Below are 23,440 nucleotides of genomic sequence, written 5' to 3'. Positions count from 1 at the left end.
GGAACGAGGGAGATGGCGGAAGACCATGACGGAACTCCGATATTTGGCGCCTGATACGCTTGACGAAGCGGTCGGTGCATTTGCGAAAGCCGGCAGCGCCGCGCGCATCCTGGCCGGCGGCACCGATCTTCTGGTGCAGATGCGATCGGGCGTGCTCAAGCCCGGCGTGATCGTCGACATCAAGAAAATCCCCGAACTGACGGCAATCGAACAGACCACCGATGGCGGCTTTCGCATTGGCGCCGCTGTTTCCGGCATGGCGCTCGCGGAACACGAGACGTTCGGCAAGGTCTGGCCCGGCGTGCTCGAAGCGGTCAACCTGATCGGTTCCAAGCAGGTGCAGGGCCGCGCCTCCGCCGGCGGCAATCTTTGCAACGGCTCGCCCGCCGGCGACAGCGTGCCCGCGATGGTCGCGGCCGGCGCCATCGTCACCGTGCAAGGCCAGGATGGCCGCCGCGAGATGAAGGTGGAAGACGTCCCCGCCGGCCCCGGCCGCACCAACTTAAAGCCTGGCGAAATCCTCGTCAGCTTCACGCTGCCGCCGCGCCCACCCGGATCGAGCGATGCTTACTTGCGCATGATACCGCGCACCGAAATGGACATCGCCGTGGTCGGCTGCGGTGTCAGCCTCACCATGAAGGACGGCGTCGTCACATCAGCCCGCGTTGGCTTAGGGGCGGTGGCGCCGACCGTGCTGCTGGTGGAAGACGCCGCAAAGGCGCTGATCGGCTCCAGGCTCGACGACGCCGCGCTGGCGAAGGCAGCCAGCGCCTGCTCCGCCGCCTGCCGCCCGATCGACGACAAGCGCGGCACCATCGCCTACCGCACCAAGGTGGCCGGCGTGCTGCTCAAGCGCACCGCCGCGATCGCTGCCCAACGCGCGCAAGGAAAGTAGTTCATGGCCAAAGTTCACGTCACGACCACCATCAACGGCGAGCCGATGGAATTTCTGTGCGAGCCCAACGATACCATGCTCGACGCGCTGCGCGGGCCGCTGGGCTTGACCGGCTCCAAGGAAGGCTGCGCCTCAGGCGATTGCGGCGCCTGCTCGATCACGATTGACGATCGGCTGGTCTGCTCGTGCCTGATGCTCGCGGTCGAATCCGAGGGCCACGAGATCAGGACCATCGAGGGCCTGGCGCAGGGCGAGCGTCTGCATCCGCTGCAACAGAAATTTCTGGAAATGGCCGCGCTCCAGTGCGGCATCTGCACGTCGGGCATGCTGGTCGCCTCCGACGCGCTGCTCAAGAAACATCCGGACCCGAGTGAGGAGGAAGTCCGCTTCTGGCTCGCCGGCAACCTCTGCCGGTGCACCGGCTATGACAAGATCGTCCGCGCGGTGATGGAAACCGCTGCCGAAATGCGCGCGCAATAGTTTCGGGAGACAACCCAATGAACGTCGTCACCAACAACAAGTGGATCGGCCAGCGCACCATCCGTCCCGACGGCATGGACAAGGTTACCGGCCGCGCGCAGTTCGCCGCCGACACCACCATGCCCGGCATGATCTGGGGCAAGGTTTTGCGCAGCCCGCATCCGCATGCGCGCATCAAATCGATCGACACCTCGAAAGCGGAGAAGCTGCCGGGCGTGAAGGCCGTCGTCACCTCGAAAGACATCGTCGATTTCCCAATCGAGAAGGGCGCAGTCATGCTGGGCATCCAGGACATGCGCTGGATGTGCCGCAACGTGATGGCGCGCGACAAGGCGCTGTTCCCCGGCCACCCCGTCGCCGCCGTCGCCGCGACCACGGAAGCGATCGCTGAGGAAGCCTGCAAGCTGATCGAGGTCGATTACGAGGTGTTGCCGTGGTCGATCGAGATCGACGATGCGCTCAAGCCCGACGCGCCCATCCTGCACGAGTTCAACAAATTCGACGGCAAGCCCTCCAATATCGTCGGCCGACTCGAGCACAAGAAGGGCGACATCGCGGAAGGTTTTAAAAAGGCCGACGTCGTCATCGAGCGCACCTTCACCACGCGCCCGGTGCACCAAGGCTATATCGAGCCGCATGCCTGCCTGATTTCGGTGGCGCCCGACGGCAAAACCACGATCTGGAGTTCCAGCCAGGGCCAGTTCATGGTGCGCGCGATGACGGCCTATCTCACCGGCATACCGCAGAGCGATATCCGCGCCATCCCCGCCGAGATCGGCGGCGGTTTTGGCGGCAAGACCATCGTCTATCTCGAACCGCTCGCAACCTTGCTCGCAAAAAAATCCGGCCGCCCGGTGAAGATGGTGATGACGCGCGAGGAGGTGATGCGCGCGACCGGTCCCACCTCAGGCTCGAAAAGCACGGTGAAGATCGGCGCGACGAAGGACGGCAAGATCGTCGCCGCGCACGGCACCTTCTACCTGCAGGCCGGCGCGTTTCCGGGCTCGCCGATCCGCGGCGCCGCGGGCTGCAGCTTCACGCCCTATGACATTCCGAACCTGCTCTCGGAAGGATATGACGTCTGCTCCAACCGCTCGAAGGTCGCAGCCTATCGCGCGCCGGGCGCGCCGATCGGCGCCTATGCGGTGGAATGCGTGCTCGATGAAGTCGCGGAAGCCTTGAAGATGGACCCGCTCGACTTCCGCCTGAAGAACGCCGCCATGGAAGGAACGAAGGCCGCGCACGGCCCGGTGTTCCCGCGCATCGGCTATATCGAGACGGTAGAAGCGGCGAAAAGCTCGCCGCATTACGCCGCGCCGCTCGGCGACAGCCACGGCAAGCTCAGGGGGAGGGGCGTGGCTAGCGGCTTCTGGTTCAACGCCGGCGGCGAATCTTCCGCGCAGGTCAACATCACCGAGGATGGCAACGTCGTCGTCACCACAGGGCATCCTGACATCGGCGGTTCGCGCGCGGGCATCGCCAACATCTGCGCCGAGTTGCTCGGCATCGATTACCGCCGCGTCTCTGTCATCATCGGCGACACCCAGACGGTCGGTTTCTCCAACTTGACCGGCGGCAGCCGCGTGCTGTTCGCGTCTTCAATGGTGGTGACGCAGTCGACCGAAAAGATCATCCAGACGCTGCGCGAGCGCGCGGCCAAGATCTGGGAGATCGATCCCGAAGCGGTGAAGTGGGAGAACGGCGCGGCGCATCCGGCGAGCCCGAACGCCGGTCAGTTCGAGCCGCTGACGCTGGAAGAGCTGGCCGAGAAGGCGCCCGCGATGGGCGGCCCCATCGGGGCCGGCGTGCAGCTCAACACCCAAGGCGCCGACGGCGGTTTCGGCACGCATGTCTGCGACGTCGAGGTCGACGTCGATCTCGGCATCGCACGCGTGATCCGCTACACCGCCGTGCAGGATGTCGGCCGCGCCATTCACCCCGGCTATGTCGAGGGCCAGCTCCAGGGCGGCGTCGCGCAAGGCATCGGCTGGGCGCTGAACGAGGAATACATCTACACGAAGGAGGGCAAGGTCGATAATCCCGGCTTCCTCGACTACCGTATGCCGGTCTGCTCCGACCTACCGATGATCGACTGCATCATGGTCGAGATCCCGAACCCGAAACACCCGCAAGGCGTCAAGGGCGTCGGCGAAGTGCCGCTGGTCCCGGTGATGGCGGCAGTGGCGAATGCGATCTACAACGCGCTGGGCAAGCGTTTCTACGCCCTGCCGATGTCGCCGCCGAAGGTGCTGGAGGTGCTGGAAGCGCCGACGCAGCAGGCGGCGGAGTAGGATGAGCTTCGTAGGATGGGTTGAGCTCTTGCGAAACCCATCATCTGCCACGAAACGCAAAAGATGGATATCGCTTCGCTCCACCCATCCTACAGATTTGCGCAGACCCGACGACGCCAATGAATGACGTGCTTCCCTATCGCACCATGGCGTACAACAATGCCTGGGCAAACCACCGCCTCCTCACCGCCTGTGCGCGGCTGTCGCAGGATGAGTTCATTGCGAAGCGAACCGGCTTCTTCCCAAGCCTGCGCGCCACGCTCAACCACATCCTGATCATCGACCACTTTTACGTCGACGCGATGGAAGGCGGCACGCTCGGCCCGGCCGCCTTCGCGGATCGGGAGCCTTGTGCAACGGTCGCCGCGCTGAAGGAAGCGCAGGCCGCAGTCGATCAACGTTTGCTCAACGTCGTTGAAGCGCTCGACGCCGCAGGCTTGCAGCGCATCGTGTCGGTGCATCGCGGCACTTCCATCCAGCGCGAGCGAATGGACCGTTTGCTTCTGCATCTGTTCCAGCACCAGGTGCATCATCGCGGTCAGGCTCACTGCATGCTGAGCGGCACGTCCGTGAGCCCGCCGCAACTCGATGAGTTCTTCTCGGCGGGTGAAGCGCCATTGCGGGCGGCGGAATTCGCGGAACTGGGTTGGACGGAGGAGAGGATCTGGGGTTCGAACGCCGAGACCTGATCGAATCCGATGCAGCGCGCGTTGGGCGGACTGTCAAACTGTCGTCCGTAGCCGGGATAGGTAGAGCAATATCCGGGCCTTGTTGTGCCGATTCCCGCTTGTGCGGCCTACTGGTTCACTTGATCTTATTGATCCGCCGCAAATCCTGATCGATCCGCGACTGCCATGTACTTCTCGATCAACTGGCCGGATAGCCGAAACGCCACCAGCTTTTTCGTCGGAGCCTTGTAAGCAGCTTCCTTTCCTTCCGGCCTTTTGCGCCATTTCGCTTGCGCAGCGGGCGCAGCTCCGGGTGAGCGAGGCGCCATCCGGAGCTTCCTTCTGGTTCCCGCATGTCGCAACGCTCATGCGGGCTACACGTGGCCGAGGATATATGCTCTTCTAGCGTGTATGACTAGAATCCGAAAACCCGCCTCCGTTAAGCCGACGATGCATCGGCGCCAAAAGCGGGAATCCTGTCGCTTGAAGGGCGCTCTGACCGGCGAGACTCTGAGTGCCGCGATGCAGACATCGCCCCTGTCGCGATATCAATATCGAACCTGAACGGATGCCAATGTCCGTACGCAACGTCTCATTGTGGAAACGCTCGTGAACGAACCGCAGCCATCCACCCCATCCCCCTTCCACTCCATCCGCGCCGTCGACTACACCGTCATCTTCGTGCGCGACATGGCGGCGATGCGCCGCTTCTATGAGGGCGTCCTGTGCTTTCCGCTAACGCGCGAGCTATCGGCGGGATGGATCGAATATCAGATCGGGGGCAACACGCTCGCGCTGGCGCGGCCGGGCCGGACGGCGAAGGATGCGCCGACGCCCACGGGGAGCGCTTCGCTGCAGCTCGCGTTCAAGGTTGCCGCTGATGACGTCGATCGCTGCGCCGACGAGCTGGTGCGGCACGGCGTCGATCTGCTCGAGCCGCCGACCAACCAGCCCTTCGGCCATCGCACGCTGTTCTTCAGGGACCCGGATGGGAATTTGCTGGAGGTGTATGCGGAGATCTAGCGGCGTGCTGGAGTAGCCCGGATGAGCGACTTGTCCGCCGTAGCTCAACGAGCGTAGGCGGAAGCGATATCCGGGATTCTACGGGTCCCGCATATCGCGGAGCCTGTCACCGAGCGCGCGTTCATGCGATCCGTCGGCTCATGCGGGCTACAAACAGTTTTACTGCCACCTAGTTCAGCCACACCAGGTTGCAGTCGGTGTGACAGGTGTTGCAGCGCGCCGGCTGGTTGAACGTGTTGGCGAGCTGCCATTCCTGCGCTTCGTTGCTCCATTGCGCCGTGGCATGGCAGATGATGTCGTCGGAACCGCAGGCGGCGCAGACCGGCGTGGAACGGGCGGCGCGATTGATCACCTTGCGTTCGATCGGCTGCGGCCGGTCGTGGGTGATCCGGTCTTGGGTGACCCGGTCTTGGGCGATTTCGAACGGGTTCATCAGCTTGGCGAGTCGCAACATCGGTCCTGCATCCATTTGCGAGTTCTGAGAATCGCTACTCTCAAACTAGCGAATCGGCTTGGCCGTTCCATCGCAAAATTGCGGAATACCCACGTTTTAAATGTGATCGTCACCAGCGGGACACAGATGCGGCTTTCCGGTGAGAGAAAGCGGTCCATTGATGCATCGCACTGCGCCAATGACGCGAGACCTGCAGAAAGATCGAGCCTGTGGAGACGCGCACGCAAAACGGCCCGGCATCGATGCCAGGCCGCTGTTGGAGTAGGACTAGTATTTCTTCTTCGTAGCGGATCCGGTTGTCGTCTGCTTGCCGGGCGCGCTTTCCGAATGGCCCTTCGCCGTCTTCTTCTGATGTCCCGGCGCATATTCCGATGCACCCGGTGCGGTCGAAGTCTTGCTCTTCTGCATCTTCTGTCCCGGGGCGTATTCGGACGAACCCGGAGACTTCGTGCCCTGCGCAAACGCAGCCGTGGTGAGCAGCACGGTCGAAACGGTAATCAAGGTCTTCAGCATTGGAGGTCTCTCCTGTTGTAGGAAGCCAAGCAAACGCCGCGCTCGCGGTGGTGTTCCACTTTTTCCCGCCTGCGGTCGCAGCCGGCGCAATGCTGATGAACATCCCTTCATCTTCCGGGCAACCACACGATCCCGCGACGGCGATTTTTCGTACGCAGGCGGCGGTGCGGGGTGCTGCGCGTAAGGGAAGGTCGGTTGTTTCGGCTGATACCTGTATGTGCGTTCCTTAGCGCTTATTGCACACGAGACCGCGGGTGCCAGCCAGCACCCGGCCTTCCCTGCGCCCTCTAATTTCGGGGGTGAAGAATTCAAGCAAAGCCTGGGCGCGCGGTGCGTCGCAGGAATGCGAACGCATATCCATCCGTCGTCCCTGCGAACGCAGGGACCCATAACCACAAATGTTCATGTTCTGCCAGGCCGTGGCTACAGCGCCTCTCACAACGTCCGCCGGTGGCTATAGATCCCTGCGTCGCAGGGACGACGGCACGAGAGAGCTCGGCCCTCACAACTCCCGCGCATTCGAGAACGCGAACGACGACACCCGCCGCGTGTTCTCGTCCAGGATCAGCGTCCGCGTGATCGGCGGCTCGGCGCGCTGGCTGCAGTTTTCGCGTTCGCAGAGCCGGCAGTTGACGCCGATCGGCGTGCCCTCCGCCTTCTCCAGATCCATCCCGGCGGCGTAGATCAGCTTCGAGGCATGACGGATTTCGCAGCCCAAGCCGATCGCAAAGCGCGGCTGCGGCTGCGGGTGCGGCGCGATCGGGCGGCGCACCATCTGCGCGATGGAAAAATAACGCGTGCCGTCGGGCAGTTCGATCACCTGCTTGAGCAGGCGGTCCGGTGTGTCGAAGGTCGAATGCACGTTCCAAAGCGGGCAAGTGCCGCCGAACTTCGAGAACGGAAACGTGCCGGAGGAGAATCGCTTGGAGACATTGCCGGCATTGTCGACGCGCAGCAGGAAGAACGGCACGCCGCGCGCATTCGGCCGCTGCAGCGTGGTGAGTCGATGGCACACCTGCTCGAAGCCGGCATTGAAGCGCTGCGCCAGCACGTGCACGTCGTAGTTCAGGTTTTCCGCAGCGGTGTGGAACGGCTGATAGGGCATCATGACGGCGGCGGCGAAGTAGTTCGCCAGCGTAATCCGGTAGAGCCGCCGCGGCGTATCATCGAGCGGGCCGGCGCGGTTCACGATGGCGTCGATGGATGCGCCGCATTCGGCGAGCCCAATCTGCAGCGCGAGCTGGAAGGCCCGACCCGAGCTGTCGACCAGTTCGGAAATCAGAAGCTGCCGGCGATGGCGGTCGAACCGCCGCAGCGTCTCACGCATGACGTCGACCGGCATGATGCGGGTGACGATCGAATGCTTTTCGCGCAAGCGCGCCGAGAGCGCGGCAAACAGTTCCTCGGCGGAGGCGTGGAGTTCGTCGCGCAAATTTTCCGCGGCCTGTTCGAGCTCCGGAAAATAATTGCGGTTGGCTTCGATCAGGTCGCGCACGCGCTCGATCGGGTTGGCCTCGAAGCGGGCACCCTCATTGCGGTCGGCCATCTGGGCCGCCACCAGCGTCTCGCCGCGGCGGGCCTCGGTATAGGCGGCGTAGAGGCGCTGCAGCGAATGGGTCACGCCCGGGCAGAGTTCGGCGAGGTCGCGCAGTTCCTGCTTCGGCAGGTCGATCTGGCGGAACAGCGGATCGGAAAAAATCTCATTCAGCTCGGCAAAAAAGCGGTCCTCGTCGGCGGTGGCGAGATCGCGCAGGTCCAGATCATAGGTTTCGGCGAGCCGCAACAGGATCTGCGCCGTTACCGGGCGCTGGTTCCGCTCGATCAGGTTGATGTAGCTCGGCGAAATCCCGAGCCCCTCCGCAATCTGGGTTTGCGACAGCCCGAGCTGCTGGCGGATCCGCCGGAAACGCGGGCCAACGAAGAGTTTTTTTCCGGATTCGGTGGCCATGGGAGTCCTGGATGTGACAAATTTTACAAAATGACATCTGCTACAAGTTCATATGTTACATGACATCACTAATAAAAGACAAGGCATCTATACGGATTTCTCTTTTCCGCGTTTAGCTCTCAGGACGTTTCGCAATGCACTGTCAACAATGTCGATCGAAGACAGTGGAAGACAAGGATTACGCACATGAACTACCAGCCACGTGGAATCAGTGACCGGACTATCCAGGGACCGGCTTCCTATCTGAGCGAGATTAAAGCTGCTGAGGCGCTCCTTAAGGCCCAGCCGACCTGGAATGGCGTCACCGCCGAAGCCGTGGCGCGCATGCGTCTGCAGAACCGCTTCAAGACGGGCCTGGACGTCGCCCGGTACACCGCGGCGCTGATGCGCAGCGATATGGCTGCCTATGACGCCGATCCCACCAAATACACCCAATCGCTGGGTTGCTGGCATGGCTTCATCGCGCAGCAGAAGCTGATTTCGGTCAAGAAGCATTTCGGCACGACCGATCGCCGCTATCTGTACCTCTCCGGCTGGATGATCGCCGCGCTTCGCTCCGAGTTCGGACCGCTTCCTGATCAGTCGATGCACGAGAAGACCTCGGTGCCGGCCCTGATCGAAGAGCTCTACACCTTCCTCCGTCAGGCGGATTCCCGCGAGCTCAACGATATCTTCCGCGCGCTCGATGCGGCCCGCAAGGAAGGCGACAAGACGAAGGAAAAGGCGCTGATCGAAAAGATCGACAACTTCCAGACCCATGTCGTGCCCGTCGTCGCCGACATCGACGCCGGCTTCGGCAATGCCGAGGCAACCTACCTGCTCGCCAAGAAGATGATCGAAGCAGGTGCGTGCGCGCTGCAGATCGAGAATCAGGTCTCCGACGAAAAGCAGTGCGGCCACCAGGACGGCAAGGTGACCGTGCCGCACGAGGTGTTCCTGGCGAAGATCCGGGCCTGCCGCCATGCCTTCCTCGAATTGGGCGTCGAAGACGGCATCATCGTGACCCGCACCGACTCGCTGGGTGCCGGTCTCACGCAGCAGATTGCCGTGAGCCACAAGCCCGGCGACCTCGGCGATCAGTACAACAGCTTCCTGGATTGCGAGGAAGTGACAGCGGCCAATGCCAAGAATGGCGATGTCATCATCAACCGCAACGGCAAGATGATGCGTCCGAAGCGGCTTGCCAGCAATCTCTATCAGTTCCGTGCCGGCACTGGCGAAGATCGCTGCGTGCTCGACTGCATCACCTCGCTGCAGAACGGTGCCGACCTGCTGTGGATCGAGACCGAGAAGCCGCATATCGAGCAGATCGCCAAGATGGTTGACCGCATTCGCGAGGTCATTCCAAACGCGAAACTGGCCTACAACAACTCGCCGTCATTCAACTGGACGCTCAACTTCCGTTGGCAGGTGTACGATGCGATGAAGGAAGCCGGCAAGGATGTCAGCAAGTACAACCGAGCCGACCTGATGAAGCCGGAATACGACGATACGCCGCTGGCCATTGAAGCCGACGAACGCATCCGCACCTTCCAGGCCGATTCAGCAAAGCGTGCTGGCATCTTCCACCATCTGATCACGTTGCCGACCTATCACACGGCAGCTTTGTCGACTGATAATCTCGCGAGGGAGTATTTCGGCGAGCAGGGCATGCTGGGCTATGTGAAGAACGTTCAGCGCCAGGAGATCCGTCAGGGTATCGCCTGCGTCAAGCATCAGAACATGGCCGGCTCCGATATCGGCGACGATCACAAGGAATATTTCGCGGGTGAAGCCGCTCTGAAGGCGGGCGGGGCCCACAACACGATGAACCAGTTCGGCTAACGCTGGAATTGATCAGTCTGGGGCCTAGCCGGATTCCAGACTGATCACGCTACTCGGACAACAGGAGACGAAGATGACCAAAGGCAGCAATTTCTGGGTGATCGGCGGCGAGTTCGGCTCGATGAACTTCCACAAGCTCGTCGAAGGCTCGGCCCAGGTCAGAGGCCCGTTCAAGACCCGCAAGGAAGCCGAGGAGTGCTGGAAGGAGGTCTCGGAAGAGAGCCGCCACAAAGCCGGCGTACGCTTCTCGATCGTCGAAGAGCCCTCGCGCGTCTCGGCCTGACCGGCTGCTGCCGATCTATCAGAAGAAACGTCCAAGGACAGGCGGCCCCATCCGGAATTCCGGCTGGGGCCGTTTTGCGCTCAACTCCCCCTCTCCCGCTTGCGGGGGAGAGCCGGGGTGGGGGTATCGCCGCGCACTCGAAAGCCAGTGGATCGCTAACCCATTGCAACTAAACAGCCTTTGCGCGCAACATAGTTGCTGCTAGGTTAATCCCGCCAACCCCCTGCAGGATAAAGGCGGCTCCCGATGTCAAACGCGCAAAATACCGGCAACGAAGCCCGCGACATGCGACCGACCCGGCTGCGCGACGCGCTTCGCCAGGCCCGGATCGAGGCCGCCGATCGGACCGGCGTCGTGGTCGAACTGCGCGATGCCGAGGTCGCCCGGCTCGAGATCCTGAACGAGGCGCTCGATCCGCTGTTCGCGGAGGTGCCGGAGCAAGTCGACTTGTTCGATCGCGGTGTCAGCCAGGGCGAAACGCCGCGGCTGTGGATCGACGTGGTTGCGCATATCGTGATGGGACGCGACAAGCGCATCTACCGCTTCGTGCAGGATACGCGCTTCGGCCGCATCGTGCTTGCCGAGTCGCATGAGGTGCCCGTCATCGTCGATGCCGTCACCGGCTATGTCGCCCGCCGCATGGTCGAGCGCGAGCATGCGATGGTGACAATGCCCGTGGCCGAACCTGTTGTGGAAAAGAAACCGCGCCGCCGCGGCCTGGGCATGTTCGTGCTCGGCTTCGTGCTGGGCGCGGTGGCGCTGTTCGGATTGGCGCTGTATGCGAGCCTGAAGAACTTTTAAAGCAGCGTCGCCTGCTTGATCTGCTTGACACGGAAGTCGGCATCGACGGCGCGCACGGTCTGCACGCAGCGCCATTTGCCGCCGTCGCGCGTGATCGAAAACAGGTTGTAGGCAGCGGCCGGATAATGCCGGTGCGCCAGCGCCGATGCCGAGGGCACGCCAACCGCGGGGATCTGGTGGCCGGCGCCTTCAAGCCACATCGTCGAATGGATGTGGTCATGGCCGTGCAGGACCAGTTCCGCGCCGCGCCGCTTCAGCACGGCGCGCAGCGCCTTCGAGTCGGTCAACCGCTTCATCCGCGAACTCGATTGCAGGGGGTGGTGGACCAGCAACACCCGGAATGCCTCGTCCGGCGGCAACTGGGCAAGCTGGCGGTCGAGCGCATCGAGCTGCGCGCGGCCGAGCCGGCCGGTTGCCATCAATGGCAGCGTCGGCACCGCCGAGGAGACCCCGATCAGCACCAGCGGGCCGCGCCGGCGCACGAACGGAAACGACGCTCCGTCCGTCGCGGCATCGCCGCGCAGATATTGCTCGAACGCGCCAGTGAAATGATGCCGCGTCGCCCGCACATACGCGTCGTGATTGCCGGGAACGACGGTCACCTGTTGCGGCGTGCCAACGCTTTCGAGCCAGGCCTGGGCCGGGGTGAATTCCGCCTCCAGAGCCAGGTTGACGAGATCGCCGGTCACCGCGATGTGGTCCGGCCGCTGCGCCTGCATATCGGCAACCAGTGCGTCCAGCACCTCGCGGCGGTGATATTTATGGCGGTTGCGCGTCCAATTGAAATAGCCGAGCGCACGTTTGCCCGCGAGATCGCGCAGCCGCGCCGCGGGCAGCGGCGGCAGATGCGGGTCCGACAGATGCGCCAGCGTGAAGATATCGGTCATTCGCGCTCCGCCGCATTCTCTGTGATATAGAGCCGTCGCACCATCATGCCGGCGATATAAGGATCAAACGTGATAACTGTCCATCCGAGGTTGGCGTGACAGCGCTGCAGCACTTGCGAAAGCGTCTGGAGCCGCAATTGCGGCAGGCCTTTCATCTCTATTGGCGGATGGCCCGCGGCATGACGCTCGGGGTTCGCGGCGTCGTGCTCGATGGCGACGACAAGGTGTTCCTGGTCAGGCACAGCTATGTCGCCGGCTGGCACCTACCGGGCGGCGGGGTCGAGGTCGGCGAAACCTTTCTCGAAGCCTTGCGAAGAGAGCTGGTGGAAGAGGGGCGGATCGAATTGGCCGGAGAGCCGGTCCTGCACGGCCTGTTCTTCAACGGCCATGTTTCCCGCCGCGACCATGTCGCGGTCTATGTCGTCAGGCAGTTCCGGCAGGACCGCCTGCCGGAGGCCAACCACGAGATCGTCGAGTGCGGGTTCTATGCGGCAGGAGCGCTGCCGGCGGAGACGACCAGGGGCACACGGCTCCGGATCGCCGAAGTGCTCGACGGTGCGGCGCGGACTGCGACCTGGCGCTGACTAGCAACGTCTGGAGCATTTCGCGTTGGAGCGAAAGCCGCGGTGTCTATGACGACATCTGCTATCTGCGGCAGGCGCATCTGTTCCAGAATACGGTCGGGACGGGTTCAATGCCGACATCAAACGCGACGACGATCGTTTCCTCTCCGGCAAGCTGAAGGAAATCAGCTTCTTTGACTGAATGCGAAGACGAACAAACGCGCCCTGCAATACTCTCTGGGGACCGGATTTGCGTTGGCGTTGTTTCCGAGTGGATTTCAGGTGATACCGCTCTGCGCGGTGCGATCAATGCAGGTAGTTCGTTCTCGACCACCTATGGTGGCGTTGACGTCGCTCCGTCCGAGCTGAATCTAAGCGGTACTCTTGAGCTGTCTCGTTGACGCTCAATTCACCTTGCTGGCGATCTGGGCCGCCTGGACTGCCCGGCGCTGGCGTTTCGATCAGAGCCGCGCCAGATAGGTCGCCCCCTTCCTGGTCGCGGTAAACCTGATTTTCTTCATGACCCGTCCGATTTTTACGCCAAATTATATCATTCCGGTCGACAAGCTTTCTCTCTGGACCCCCTGCTGTTCGCAATGCTCGATTTGCGCCACGAACGAGCCGCCGACAGCCGGCCAACGCCTGATTGCGATATGACGCGCCATGGACAGACTTGATTCGGTGAGCGAGCGATGACGACACCAGCGCTGCGGATCGCGGTTCTGGTGCCGTGCTTCAATGAGGAAGCCGCGGTCGCTACCGTGGTCTCGGATTTCCGCAAGGCGTTGCCGACGGCTCAGATTTTCGTCTACGACAACAATTCCAGAGACCGCACCATCGAGGTCGCGCGCGCAGCCGGCGCCATCGTGCGCAGCGAGCGCCGCCAGGGCAAGGGGCATGTGGTGCGGCGCATGTTCGCCGACATCGATGCCGACGTCTATGTACTGGTCGATGGCGACGCCACCTATGATGCGCCGAGCGCGCCGCGCATGATCGATGTGCTGGTCAAAGACCACCTCGACATGGTGGTGGGCTTTCGCGTCGACCAATCAGTCGCGGCCTACCGGCCCGGCCACCGCACCGGCAACTGGATGCTGACGAGCTTCCTTTCCAACGTGTTCGGTCAAGCATTCAACGATATCCTTTCCGGCTATCGCGTCTTCTCGCGTCGCTTCGTCAAATCCTTCCCGGTGCTGTCCGACGGTTTTGAGATCGAAACCGAGCTCAGCGTTCACGCGCTCGAACTGGCGCTGCCGGTGATGGAAGTCGAGACGCCGTATTACGCCCGGCCCGAGGGATCGTTCAGCAAGCTCAACACCTGGCGCGATGGTTTCCGGATCCTCGGCACCATCCTGAAGTTGTACCGGTCGGAAAAACCGCTGCGGTTCTTCACGGTGATCGGCATCTTTCTGACGCTGGTCTCGATCGGCCTCGCGATCCCGGTGATTGTCACCTATCTCGAGGAAGGCATCGTTCCACGGTTACCGACGGCGGTGCTGTCGATGGGCCTGATGATCGTGGCGGTGCTGTCGGTCAGCTCGGGGCTGGTGCTGGATACGGTGACGCGCGGCCGCCGCGAGATGAAGCTCCTGGCCTATTTGTCCCAGCCCGCCCGTGTCAGCGATTGAGGCAATACAGGGATTGCCGTCTTCCAGCGATGGACCGCGCCGTCGCCAGATGCTATCCCGCGCTCCATCATGAGCGAACTTGACGTCACCATCCTGGCCGAAACACCGAAGGACGCTCAGGCGATCGAACGGCTGCACGAGCGCACGTTCGGTCCCGGCCGTTTCGTGCTGAGCGCCTATCGCCTGCGCGAGCATGTCGATCACCTGCTGGACCTCTCGTTCACGGCGCGGATCGGCACGTTGCTGGTCGGCTCGGTGCGCCAGTTGCCGATCTGCATCGGCGATACGCCGGCCCTGATGCTCGGACCGTTGACGGTCGAGCCGCCGTTTCGCAGCCGCGGCGTCGGCCGTATGCTGCTCGATCGTTCGCTGCGGGATGCCAAGGCCAAGCGCCATCGTTTGGTCATTCTGGTCGGCGACGAACCCTATTACAGCCGCGTCGGCTTCAAGGTGATACCGAAGGGACGGGTGACCATGCCGGGCCCCGTAGATTACAGCCGTCTGTTGGTGGCGGAACTGGTCGAGGGCGCGTTCGACGGCGTATCCGGCAATATCCGGCCGGACTGGAGCAAGGCGCGGTAGGGCCGTTGGCGCGCGGCCGCCGTCGCGGGGTCAGAAAAATCGACGCCTTTTGGTGCCGGTCGTCCGAACCGGCGCGGCCCCTGCGCCTCCTGCGGCCTTCTGCAATTCGTGCCGGAACTCCTCGCGCTTCTCGTGGATGCTGGCGACGACATGACCCATCGCCACCCCGAGCCCGATCAGGGCAGCTTCCGACAACAGCAAGCTTGCCTCGATGGTCTCCGGCACCGCGTCGGTAACGCCGATCTGGTAGAGATGCCGCGCGTGGTCGGCGTCGCGGGCGCGCGAAACCACCAGCATGTCTTTCCTCAGCGCGCGGACCTGCGTGACAATTTCGTCGATGCCTTCAGGTTGGTTGATCGTGACGATGACGGCGGCGGCGTCCATCAGGCCGCAGCTCTTCAGAAACTCCGGGTTTGTTGCGTCACCGTAAAAGACGGTACGCCCCTGTCTTCGCTGCTCGGGGACGGCCGCGGCATCATTGTCGACCGCAATGTACTTGAACTGGTGCCGGTCCAGCATCGCGCAGACGACCTGTCCCACCCGGCCGTGTCCGACGACAATGGCATGGCCGCTCCCGCCGCTCGGCGCCACCGCAAGCTCGGGGTCAAGCGGCTTGTCTTCGCGCAACATCGGCGCCAGCCGCCGCGCGACATGAGACAACGCCGGGGTAAGCATCATGGTCAGCGAGGTCAGCGCGACCGTGAAGCTCGATATGCTGGCGTCGATCAGACCAAGCGTCGTCGCCATTCCGATCCCGACTAAAGCGAACTCGCCGCCGGGACCCAGCAGCAGCCCGACTTCGATAGAGGCCGGCCATGAGAGGCGAAACATTCGCGCCAGGAAGATGAGGATGAGGGCCTTTACCGCGATCAGCCCGGCCGCACCCGCAATCAGCCAGACCGGGTCGCGGGCGAGCTCGCGGAAATCGATATTCATGCCGACCGTGAAGAAGAACAGGCCAAGCAGAAGGCCCTTGAACGGATCGATGGCGGTCTCGATCGCCTTGCGGAATTCCGTTTCGGCAAGCAGCAGTCCGGCGACAAAGGCGCCGAGCGCCATGGAAAAGCCAGCCACGGCGGCAGCCACTCCCGTTGCGACGATCACGAACAGCGTCGTGGCGACGAACAGGTCGCTCATGCCCACTGATGCCACCAGACGGAACAGCGGTCGCATTACGACGCGGCCGACGATGACGATTACTGCGAGCGCGACGGCAGCGTTGGTAAGTGCGAGAACGAGCGTCGCAACGACCGAACCGGACTCGCCCGCGCCAAAAATGGAGATAAAAAGCAGGAGAGGGGCGACTGCCAGGTCTTGCGCGAGCAGCGTCGCGAAGCTTGCCCGGCCTGCGCTTGTGCTGAGTCGCCGTTGCCTGGAAAGGATCTCGACGACAATGGCTGTCGAGGATAGGGCAAGGCAGGCGCCGAGGATCAGCGCTACCGGAGCTTTGTTGCCGACAAGGGCCGCGGCCGCGCCGATTGCCACGGTGGAGAGTACGATCTGCAAGCTGCCTAACCCAAATATCAGGCGGCGCATTGCCTTCAATCGATCGTAAGATAGCTCCATGCCGATGAGGAAGAGCAGGAACACAACTCCGAGATTCGCAATGCCGGAGACGTTTTTGGGATCGACGACCGTGAACCAGTAGAGAAGCGGAAAACTATCGATGAACGATCCTAATCCGAGAGGGCCCAGGATCGCGCCGGCGCCTAGATAGCCGAGAACGGGATTGAGGCCGAACCGCCGCACCAAGGGAATGATGACGCCCGCGGTGCCGAGCAGAACGAGCGCGTCGCTGTAGACGGGAATATTGATAGGCGCAGTCATCTAGCGGTTGTGCATTTGCTTCCACGGGCTGGAACATGACGATGAATACGCGCGGTATCCACCGTCATTCCAAATGAACGTTAGCTGGTGGCACCAGCTAACGCCACCCCTGGGAAGCCGCACCGCCCGCGCTCTAGAACTTCAGGTTGGCAAATGCGCGCACGCCAATGCCCGGCAATAAGACCTCATCCTTGTTGAACGACGCCGAATTGCGGATGTTCTCGTTTAAGAGGTTGTTGCCGACGAGCCCAACCAGCATTTCCCGCGCGCCGAACCAGGTTGGATCGAGCTTCGTCCTGTAGCTGACCTCAGCCTTCAGCAGGTTATAACCCGCGGTCGGCGTCTCGCCGATCGGGGCGATATCGTTCTGGGCGAAGGCGTGCAGCAGGTTGATCCGCGTCAGCCAGTTGGCATCACGCCAGAACAGGCCGCCGCCCACGCGCACGGGTGGGATGCGCGGGACATTGGTGCCGTCGTTGAAGGTTGCGCGCACGACATCGAACTGGTTTTCGATGCCCCAGATGCCGCCGTAGAGCGGCCCGACATCCAACTGGCTTTGGAACTCGCCGCCGCGGAAAGTGGCGTCGCGCTGCGAATAGATCGCCTGGTTCAACTCAAGGGGAAAAGCCGGGTCCGCAGGACCGACGCAAGCGACGTCCTCGCAGGTGTTGCCGGTGAGACGACGGAAAATGAAGCCATTGAATTTGGTGTAGTACGCAGTTACTTCGAATCGGAACGGGCCAGTGGCGCGTCGTAACCCGATCTCGATCGATTTGGCGGTTTCGATGCCGAGATTGGGATCGCCGATATCGAACGTGGCGGTCGCATCGTGCGGTCCGCGCGAAAACAATTCCGCCGGCTTCGGCGCGCGCTCGACGTATTGAGCGGTGATGCTTGCGACCAGTTGACCTGGAAGATCCTGGATCAAGCCGATGCTCGCGCTCTTCGGCGTGAAGCTTAGATTGCGCGCCGTGGGCGGGCCTATATCGCCGGGATTGGCATTGAGGTCGAACAGCTCCGGAACAAATGCCGGCGTCGTTCCGCTGAGGCTGACATGCTCGATACGGCCCGCGATCTGCGCCTTGGTTGAGTCAGTGAACTTCAACTCGTTGAAGACGTAGCCGGCGGCCCTGTTATTCTTGTTAGGATCAAACAACCCGTTGAGCGGACTGCCCGGATCGTCCGGGCTTGATGCCGTCAGTTCCTGATGCCCCGCCTGCAGGCCGAAGGCGGTCGTAACAGCGGCAAAGCGCGCGTTGAACGGCGCCATCTGCACCTCGACGCGCCCTTCCTGCTCCTTGTTGGTAAAGGTTTGCCGCACGCCGGCGGACGACAAGTCGGCGGGATCTGCAAGACCGATCTCGTCGTGCTTGTAATTGGTCGCGCCCGCCCAGAAACGTACTGCGTCGATTGCCGCCGCGTCCGGCCTGTATTCGCCCTTGGCCGTGAATTTGGTCTGACGCGCGTCGATGCGGGTCTGGTGATCGGCGCCGTCGATGCCCGGAATCCGATAGAGCGTGTCATTCTGCGTAATCGCCGCGCCGATAAATCCGCCATCGAAGATGTAGGAGCCGCCAATCGATGCACCAGCCGCCTGCATCGCCGAATTGGGCTGTCGGCCGTTGACCGGGCGGGTCTGGTCGAACAAGTACGGATAGCTCGGAATGCTGTAATCGCTGGCCTTGCGGCCATAGGCATCGGCGTGGAACGCGAAATTGCCGCCGCCGGCATCAATCAGGATGCCGCCATCGACACCCCGGTCGACGGAACTGACGGCCGTTCGGGTTTCGACAGTGACGCACGAAGGTGACCCCACGTTTGCAAGCGGCGCCTTCGCCGGCAGCCCGTAAGTCTGGAAGGGTGCTGCCGTGCATGAAGGCAAGGCGTCAGGGATGCGATTGTTGGTTGCGCTGACGACGCCGCCGATCGATGTTGATCCGTACCGCATCGCCGCCGGACCGCGGATGACTTCGACCTGGTTTGTCGCTAGCGGATCGACCGGCACGAAATGGTCTTCGCCGAGATCGGAGGCGCCACCAGCGTTGGTACCGTTCTCGAGGATGCCGACGCGATTGACGTCGAGGCCCCGGATGATCGGTCGGCTCGAGGCTCCCGGCGCGAAGGTCGAGCCGGTAATGCCGGGCTTCGAAAACAGGAGATCGCCAAGCTGGGCGGTGCCTTGGCGGCGGATCTCCTCGTTGGGCACGACGGTGACGGTTGCGAATTGATCGGTGACGATCGGCAGCACGCCCTGTTGCGGCGCGGCCGCGACAGGCGCAGCCGGTGGTTCTGGCGCGCGCTCGCGGGTCTGGCCGGGCGCTGCGCGGGTGACGCGCGCCGGCGTTCGCACGGGCGCGGGTTTGCGCCGCACGATCGGGCTCGGCGCCGTCACGGTAATTTCGGGCAGAGGTGTCGATGCGGTTGGCGACGCCGCGCCCTGCGCCATTGCGCCGTTGCCTGCCGCGCACAGCAATAGCCAGCTAGCCCCACCGATGTGGAACGCACGATTCTTCTTGAATATCATTATCCCGATCCTGATTCCGCCGATGTGCGACGGACGATTCCGATTTTCCCTCAGGAACCGCGCCTGACGCGGCAATCCCTTGGGGAGTGCATTGATTCAATCGGCGTCAGGAGGCGGGCGGTGCGCGAGACTGGAACGCGAGATAGGACGAACCGAGATGCGCGAATTCAGCGCCGGTGACCAGGTACAGAAGTTCGACAGCCCCCGGCAACTCCAGCACGGGCGGCGTGATGAACAGGAAATTGTTGGCCAGGGAGAGGACGGCGCAGACCGCGCAGACATTGGCCGTGTGCTGGTCGTCATCGTGGCCCGCAGGCTGCTGCGGCCGTGCGGCTTCGGGGTGCGCATCTTGTGCGGCAACGGATGTGGCGATCGCAAGATTGGCGTCGGTCAGCCCGCTTTGAACGGCTGGCGGGGCCTGCTGCGTGGCTGCCGCGTGAAAATGCCCGCACGACAGCGCAAACTGGATCGCGAGCGCAAACAGCGCCAGCCGCGAGCCGTGCTTGAGGTGCTTTCGGAACCAGTTCACGACGATTGACGCCTTGTCCCCCGGACGGCTCTGGCATGTCGCCGCCCCAATGTTACATTATAACGTCGCGAACACCGCGGAGTGTCAATCGACACCGGGCTGCCGTCTTTCCGGAGCCCCGACAATTCCGCCAAGTGTGAGATTCGCGCAACATCGGCGCTTTTGCCCCGCGCATCGCGTCCGTTATGCCAATTGACAACCTCTCGGTCTTACGTTGTTATGTTATAACATAACATAATCCGTCACCAACGGGGTCCCTTGCATGCGTCTTCCTCCCCGGTTGGGGCCCCGTGAGCTCAAGAGGCTTTTCGATCTCCATGCGAAAACTCCCCGTCACCGTCTTGTCCGGCTTCCTCGGGGCTGGAAAGACAACTTTGATGAATCACGTGCTCAACAATCGCCAGGGCCTGAAGGTTGCGGTGATTGTGAACGACATGAGCGAAGTCAACATCGACGCAGACCTCGTCCGCGATGGCGGTGCGAACCTCTCGCGGACTGACGAAAAGCTGGTCGAGATGACCAATGGCTGCATCTGCTGCACGCTGCGCGATGATTTGTTGAAGGAAGTGCGGGCGCTCGCCGAGAGCGAACGGTTCGACTATCTGCTGATCGAATCCACCGGCATCTCGGAACCGCTGCCGGTCGCGGCAACCTTCGATTTCCGGTCCGAAGACGGCGAAAGCCTGTCCGATGTGGCAAGCCTTGACACGATGGTCACGGTCGTCGATGCCGTCAATCTGCTGAAGAACTATTCCTCTACCGTTTTTCTGGCGGATCGCGGCGAGTCGCTCGGTGAAACCGATCGGCGCACACTGGTGGATCTCTTGGTCGAGCAGATCGAATTTGCCGATGTGATCGTACTCAACAAGATCGATGCGGCGTCACAGGGAGAACGGGACTCCGCCCGAATGATTATCCGGTCTCTGAATCCCGAGGCCGATATCATCGAAACCAATTTCTCCAATGCGCCGCTGGAGCGCATTCTCAATACCGGTCGCTTCGATTTCGAGCGCGCGCAGCAACACCCGCTATGGTTCAAGGAGCTTTATGGCTTTGCAGACCATACGCCGGAGACCGAGGAATACGGCGTCAAGAACTTCGTCTATCGCGCGCGACGGCCGTTCGAGCCTGCGAAATTTCACCAATTCCTGAAAGAAAGCTGGCCTGGCGTCATCCGCGCCAAGGGACATTTCTGGATCGCCACTCGCCCGCAATGGCTCGGCGAATTGAGCCAGGCCGGTGCGATCGTCCGCACCGAAGGGCTGGGCTTCTGGTGGGCGAATGTGCCGGCAGATCGCTGGCCGGACGATCCGTTCTGGCGACAATCGCTCAAGAGGAACTGGAGCGAGATGTATGGCGATCGCCGCCAGGAGATCGTCTTCATCGGCACGAATATGGATCAGGACGCGATTACGGCGCGTCTCGATGCGTGCCTTGTTTCAGGAAAACCGGGAATGCGCGTTGCGGAATGGTCCGGGCTTGCCGATCCATTTCCGAGGTGGAGGCGCGCGGACGAGGCTGCCTAGAGCATGATCCGGAAAAGTGCGAAGCGGTTTTCCGAAAAGATCATGCTCAAACAAAGAGATGAGATCATGATGCGATTCTACGAAATCGCATCATGATCGAGGGCGCATCGGCGAGGCGGGCATGCCGTTAGCGCCCCTCGCGCACCCAGGTCGCGGCGAACGCGCCGAGCAACAGCAATAGCCCGACCAGTCCCGCAAACATCGGCAGCACGCCGACGCCCTTGACGACGCTGGCGTCGCGCATCTTGACGCCCATCCAGCCGTCGCCGTGGAAGATGCCGGAGGCGCGTACCGGCACGACGCGGGGCAGGTCGACGCTTCCGCCATCCGCGACGCGGCGGGCATCGCCGCCGGTAGCCTGCGCCAATGGCTTCAGCATTTCGGTCGTCGAGGTGACTTCCGAAAATTCCTTCGGGTTGGTCGGCCCGACATTGATCAGCGCTTTCAATGCGCCGTCGGTTGCCTGCCACAGCCCGAGCTCGTTGGCGGGAATGGTCGCGCGCCAGGTGCCGGGCTCGCTTGCGGTCAGCGTCAGCTCCTTGGTGGCGCCGCTCGGCGAGGTCACCGTTACCGGCGGCACGTTATCGGCCATGGTCTGGCGCAGCACCACGAGGTCCTTGCCCTGGATTTGAAGGCGCAGCGCTTCTTCGTCGAGATCAGGCTGCTTCATCAGCCAGTGCGACATCCGCCGCAGCAGATCCAGATGCGGGCCGCCGCCCTCATAGCCGCGCGCCCACAGCCAGATGTGATCCGACAACAGAAGTGCCACGCGGCCCTCGCCGAAGCGCGACAGCAGCAGCAACGGCTTGCCGTCGGCGCCGGTCATTACGGGGGACCCGATCGCGTTGCGCGTATCGACGGTGCGGAAGAAGCGGCTCCAGCGTGGCGGCTCGCTGGCGGAGCCTTCGAGGCCGCGCGTCACCGGATGACGCTTACCTGCGTCGCTCAGATGCGCGTAGAACGGCTTCTCGGTGACGCCAACGGGCTCGGCCGGCAGCACCGTATCCAGCGGCGTGCGCCAGATACTGGTGGTGGAGGCGTAGTCGGGGCCGGCCGATACCAGCACCGCACCGCCGGCGCGGACATAGCGCGCCATGTTGTCGAAATAGGCAATCGGCAGCACGCCTTGGCGGGCGTAACGGTCGAAGATGATCAGGTGAAAATCGTTGATCCTCTGCTGGAACAACTCGCGCGTCGGAAACGCGATCAGCGACAATTCGTTGATCGGCGTGCCGTCCTGTTTTTCCGGCGGTCGCAGAATCGTGAAATGCACCAAGTCGATGCTGGCGTCCGACTTCAGCAAATTGCGCCAGGTGCGTTCGCCGGAATGCGGCTCGCCTGATACCAGCAGCACTCGGAGCTTGTCGCGCACGCCCTCGATCGCGACCACGGCGCGGTTGTTGACCGGAGTCAGTTCGTTCTCGAGCGGCGAAGCCTCGATCTCGACGATGTTCGGGCCGGCATGCTTGATGTCGACCTCGACATTGGCGGTCTGGCCGCTCGAGAGGTTGCGCTCATTGATCACCTCGCCGTCGCGGCGCACCACGATCTTGGCGCGCTGGCCGGTAACGCCCTGATCGTCGAGCCGGTAGGTGATGGTCTGCGGTTTTCCGACGATACCGAAACGCGGCGCGGCCGAAATTGCGATGCGGCGATCGCGCTCGTCCTTGCGGCCGGTGATGAGTGCATGCACCGGCGCCTGGAAGCCGAGGGCCGCGGCATTGGCGGGAATGTCGTGGACCCGGCCATCGGTGATCAGGAACGCGCCGGCGACGCGGTCGACCGGAACGTCTGATAGCGCCGAGGACAGCGCGCCGAACAGTTTTGTGCCGTCGGTCTCGCCGTCGGCCTGTCCAGCCTCGACGACGCGGACTTCCAGTCCCTTTGTCTTCTTCAGCGTATCGACCAGCGCCTCCTGCGCCTTGGCGGTCTCTTGGTTGCGGGTGCCGAAATTCTGGCTCGGGCTCTTGTCGATCACGACGGCGGCGACGGATGATAACGGCTCGCGCTCCTCGCGGGTGAAGGAGGGGTTGGCGAGCGCCAGCAGGATCAGCGCCAGCGCCGCGACGCGCACCGCGGCGCCACGCGCGCGGCCGAGCAGCAATAGCGCAGAAATCGCGACGATCGCGGCCAGCGCGATCCAGAGCACGATTGCCGGAACGAGGGGGGTGAACGCGATGCCGTAGTTCATGGC

20 protein-coding genes are annotated in these 23,440 nt (G+C 62.7%); 12 read left to right on the top strand and 8 right to left on the bottom strand.

Translation table 11 applies throughout. The features are described from left to right. The first annotated feature begins 25 nt into the window (after positions 1–25). From KJQ96_RS20825 to KJQ96_RS20805, 5 genes are all read left to right on the top strand, one after another. The gene (locus tag KJQ96_RS20825; RefSeq protein ID WP_213288417.1) at positions 26–895 is read left to right on the top strand and encodes a xanthine dehydrogenase family protein subunit M; all 870 of its coding nucleotides are present in this window, start codon (positions 26–28) and stop codon (positions 893–895) included. Between the two features lie 3 nt (positions 896–898). Beyond that, positions 899–1,375 (top strand): (2Fe-2S)-binding protein, encoded by a 477-nt coding sequence (locus KJQ96_RS20820; RefSeq protein WP_213288416.1) that lies wholly within the window; start codon positions 899–901, stop codon positions 1,373–1,375. A 17-nt stretch (positions 1,376–1,392) separates the two neighbouring features. Then, positions 1,393–3,666: a xanthine dehydrogenase family protein molybdopterin-binding subunit gene (locus KJQ96_RS20815; RefSeq protein ID WP_213288415.1), complete on the top strand. Its 2,274-nt coding sequence runs from the start codon at positions 1,393–1,395 to the stop codon at positions 3,664–3,666. A 119-nt stretch (positions 3,667–3,785) separates the two neighbouring features. Then, entirely contained in the window at positions 3,786–4,355 is a 570-nt protein-coding gene (locus KJQ96_RS20810; protein ID WP_213288414.1) for a DinB family protein, read from the top strand. Positions 4,356–4,943: 588 nt separating this feature from the next. Further along, positions 4,944–5,357, top strand: a complete 414-nt coding sequence (locus tag KJQ96_RS20805; protein ID WP_309142445.1) for a VOC family protein — start codon at positions 4,944–4,946, stop codon at positions 5,355–5,357. 169 nt (positions 5,358–5,526) lie between these two features. On the opposite strand, the gene KJQ96_RS20800 is transcribed toward KJQ96_RS20805, so the two are convergent. The 3 genes from KJQ96_RS20800 to KJQ96_RS20790 form a co-directional block, all read right to left on the bottom strand. Beyond that, positions 5,527–5,808, bottom strand: coding sequence for a hypothetical protein (locus KJQ96_RS20800; RefSeq protein ID WP_213288412.1), 282 nt, complete (start codon positions 5,806–5,808; stop codon positions 5,527–5,529). A gap of 270 nt (positions 5,809–6,078) precedes the next feature. Further along, the gene (locus KJQ96_RS20795) at positions 6,079–6,324 is read right to left on the bottom strand and encodes a hypothetical protein (protein ID WP_057841767.1); all 246 of its coding nucleotides are present in this window, start codon (positions 6,322–6,324) and stop codon (positions 6,079–6,081) included. Between the two features lie 502 nt (positions 6,325–6,826). Beyond that, entirely contained in the window at positions 6,827–8,272 is a 1,446-nt protein-coding gene (locus tag KJQ96_RS20790; RefSeq protein ID WP_213288411.1) for a short-chain fatty acyl-CoA regulator family protein, read from the bottom strand. 186 nt (positions 8,273–8,458) lie between these two features. On the opposite strand from KJQ96_RS20790, the gene KJQ96_RS20785 reads away from it, so the two are divergent. From KJQ96_RS20785 to KJQ96_RS20775, 3 genes are all read left to right on the top strand, one after another. Beyond that, positions 8,459–10,096 (top strand): isocitrate lyase, encoded by a 1,638-nt coding sequence (locus KJQ96_RS20785; RefSeq protein WP_213288410.1) that lies wholly within the window; start codon positions 8,459–8,461, stop codon positions 10,094–10,096. Between the two features lie 73 nt (positions 10,097–10,169). Next, positions 10,170–10,379, top strand: coding sequence for a hypothetical protein (locus tag KJQ96_RS20780; protein WP_028347002.1), 210 nt, complete (start codon positions 10,170–10,172; stop codon positions 10,377–10,379). Positions 10,380–10,625: 246 nt separating this feature from the next. After that, a complete protein-coding gene (locus tag KJQ96_RS20775; protein ID WP_213288409.1) occupies positions 10,626–11,180 on the top strand; it encodes a hypothetical protein in 555 nt (184 codons plus the stop codon). On the opposite strand, the gene KJQ96_RS20770 is transcribed toward KJQ96_RS20775, so the two are convergent. Then, a complete protein-coding gene (locus tag KJQ96_RS20770; RefSeq protein ID WP_213288408.1) occupies positions 11,177–12,067 on the bottom strand; it encodes a metallophosphoesterase in 891 nt (296 codons plus the stop codon). The two genes, KJQ96_RS20775 and KJQ96_RS20770, sit on opposite strands and share 4 nt — an antisense overlap. Positions 12,068–12,162: 95 nt before the next feature. Here KJQ96_RS20770 and KJQ96_RS20765 point away from each other — a divergent pair, with 95 nt between their 5' ends. The 3 genes from KJQ96_RS20765 (at position 12,163) to KJQ96_RS20755 (ending at position 14,840) form a co-directional block, all read left to right on the top strand. Then, positions 12,163–12,651 carry an NUDIX domain-containing protein gene (locus KJQ96_RS20765; protein WP_213288407.1) on the top strand — a complete coding sequence of 163 codons (489 nt, stop codon included), beginning with the start codon at positions 12,163–12,165 and terminating at the stop codon, positions 12,649–12,651. Between the two features lie 671 nt (positions 12,652–13,322). Then, positions 13,323–14,258 (top strand): glycosyltransferase family 2 protein, encoded by a 936-nt coding sequence (locus tag KJQ96_RS20760; RefSeq protein ID WP_213288406.1) that lies wholly within the window; start codon positions 13,323–13,325, stop codon positions 14,256–14,258. A gap of 69 nt (positions 14,259–14,327) precedes the next feature. Next, complete coding sequence (locus tag KJQ96_RS20755; RefSeq protein WP_213288405.1) at positions 14,328–14,840, top strand: GNAT family N-acetyltransferase; 513 nt, start codon at positions 14,328–14,330, stop codon at positions 14,838–14,840. Between the two features lie 30 nt (positions 14,841–14,870). Here the strand turns inward: KJQ96_RS20755 and KJQ96_RS20750 are convergent, their stop codons facing one another. The 3 genes from KJQ96_RS20750 to KJQ96_RS20740 all read right to left on the bottom strand — a co-directional run bounded on the left by KJQ96_RS20750 (position 14,871) and on the right by KJQ96_RS20740 (position 19,720). Then, positions 14,871–16,667, bottom strand: a complete 1,797-nt coding sequence (locus KJQ96_RS20750; protein ID WP_213288404.1) for a cation:proton antiporter — start codon at positions 16,665–16,667, stop codon at positions 14,871–14,873. 133 nt (positions 16,668–16,800) lie between these two features. Continuing rightward, entirely contained in the window at positions 16,801–19,191 is a 2,391-nt protein-coding gene (locus KJQ96_RS20745) for a TonB-dependent receptor (protein ID WP_213288403.1), read from the bottom strand. A 106-nt stretch (positions 19,192–19,297) separates the two neighbouring features. After that, on the bottom strand, positions 19,298–19,720 hold the full coding sequence (locus tag KJQ96_RS20740; protein ID WP_213288402.1) for a DUF2946 family protein: 423 nt from the start codon (positions 19,718–19,720) through the stop codon (positions 19,298–19,300). Between the two features lie 317 nt (positions 19,721–20,037). On the opposite strand from KJQ96_RS20740, the gene zigA reads away from it, so the two are divergent. Then, positions 20,038–21,246: a zinc metallochaperone GTPase ZigA gene (gene zigA / locus KJQ96_RS20735; protein WP_213288401.1), complete on the top strand. Its 1,209-nt coding sequence runs from the start codon at positions 20,038–20,040 to the stop codon at positions 21,244–21,246. A 127-nt stretch (positions 21,247–21,373) separates the two neighbouring features. Here zigA and KJQ96_RS20730 read toward each other — a convergent pair whose 3' ends face one another. Continuing rightward, positions 21,374–23,437 carry a hypothetical protein gene (locus KJQ96_RS20730; protein WP_213288400.1) on the bottom strand — a complete coding sequence of 688 codons (2,064 nt, stop codon included), beginning with the start codon at positions 23,435–23,437 and terminating at the stop codon, positions 21,374–21,376. Between the last annotated feature and the right edge of the window lie 3 nt (positions 23,438–23,440).

Origin of the sequence: Bradyrhizobium sp. sGM-13, assembly GCF_018398875.1 — a bacterium.
Classification (GTDB): Bacteria; Pseudomonadota; Alphaproteobacteria; order Rhizobiales; family Xanthobacteraceae; genus Bradyrhizobium.
This window is presented reverse-complemented; position numbering and strand designations above follow the sequence as displayed.

Coding starts and splice junctions, on each gene's coding strand:
- KJQ96_RS20825 (WP_213288417.1), top strand. CDS start 26: ATGACGGAACTCCGATATTTGGCGCCTGATACGCTTGACGAAGCGGTC.
- KJQ96_RS20820 (WP_213288416.1), top strand. CDS start 899: ATGGCCAAAGTTCACGTCACGACCACCATCAACGGCGAGCCGATGGAA.
- KJQ96_RS20815 (WP_213288415.1), top strand. CDS start 1,393: ATGAACGTCGTCACCAACAACAAGTGGATCGGCCAGCGCACCATCCGT.
- KJQ96_RS20810 (WP_213288414.1), top strand. CDS start 3,786: ATGAATGACGTGCTTCCCTATCGCACCATGGCGTACAACAATGCCTGG.
- KJQ96_RS20795 (WP_057841767.1), bottom strand. CDS start 6,324: ATGCTGAAGACCTTGATTACCGTTTCGACCGTGCTGCTCACCACGGCT.
- KJQ96_RS20790 (WP_213288411.1), bottom strand. CDS start 8,272: ATGGCCACCGAATCCGGAAAAAAACTCTTCGTTGGCCCGCGTTTCCGG.
- KJQ96_RS20785 (WP_213288410.1), top strand. CDS start 8,459: ATGAACTACCAGCCACGTGGAATCAGTGACCGGACTATCCAGGGACCG.
- KJQ96_RS20780 (WP_028347002.1), top strand. CDS start 10,170: ATGACCAAAGGCAGCAATTTCTGGGTGATCGGCGGCGAGTTCGGCTCG.
- KJQ96_RS20775 (WP_213288409.1), top strand. CDS start 10,626: ATGTCAAACGCGCAAAATACCGGCAACGAAGCCCGCGACATGCGACCG.
- KJQ96_RS20770 (WP_213288408.1), bottom strand. CDS start 12,067: ATGACCGATATCTTCACGCTGGCGCATCTGTCGGACCCGCATCTGCCG.
- KJQ96_RS20760 (WP_213288406.1), top strand. CDS start 13,323: ATGACGACACCAGCGCTGCGGATCGCGGTTCTGGTGCCGTGCTTCAAT.
- KJQ96_RS20755 (WP_213288405.1), top strand. CDS start 14,328: ATGAGCGAACTTGACGTCACCATCCTGGCCGAAACACCGAAGGACGCT.
- KJQ96_RS20750 (WP_213288404.1), bottom strand. CDS start 16,667: ATGACTGCGCCTATCAATATTCCCGTCTACAGCGACGCGCTCGTTCTG.
- KJQ96_RS20745 (WP_213288403.1), bottom strand. CDS start 19,191: ATGATATTCAAGAAGAATCGTGCGTTCCACATCGGTGGGGCTAGCTGG.
- zigA (WP_213288401.1), top strand. CDS start 20,038: ATGCGAAAACTCCCCGTCACCGTCTTGTCCGGCTTCCTCGGGGCTGGA.
- KJQ96_RS20730 (WP_213288400.1), bottom strand. CDS start 23,437: ATGAACTACGGCATCGCGTTCACCCCCCTCGTTCCGGCAATCGTGCTC.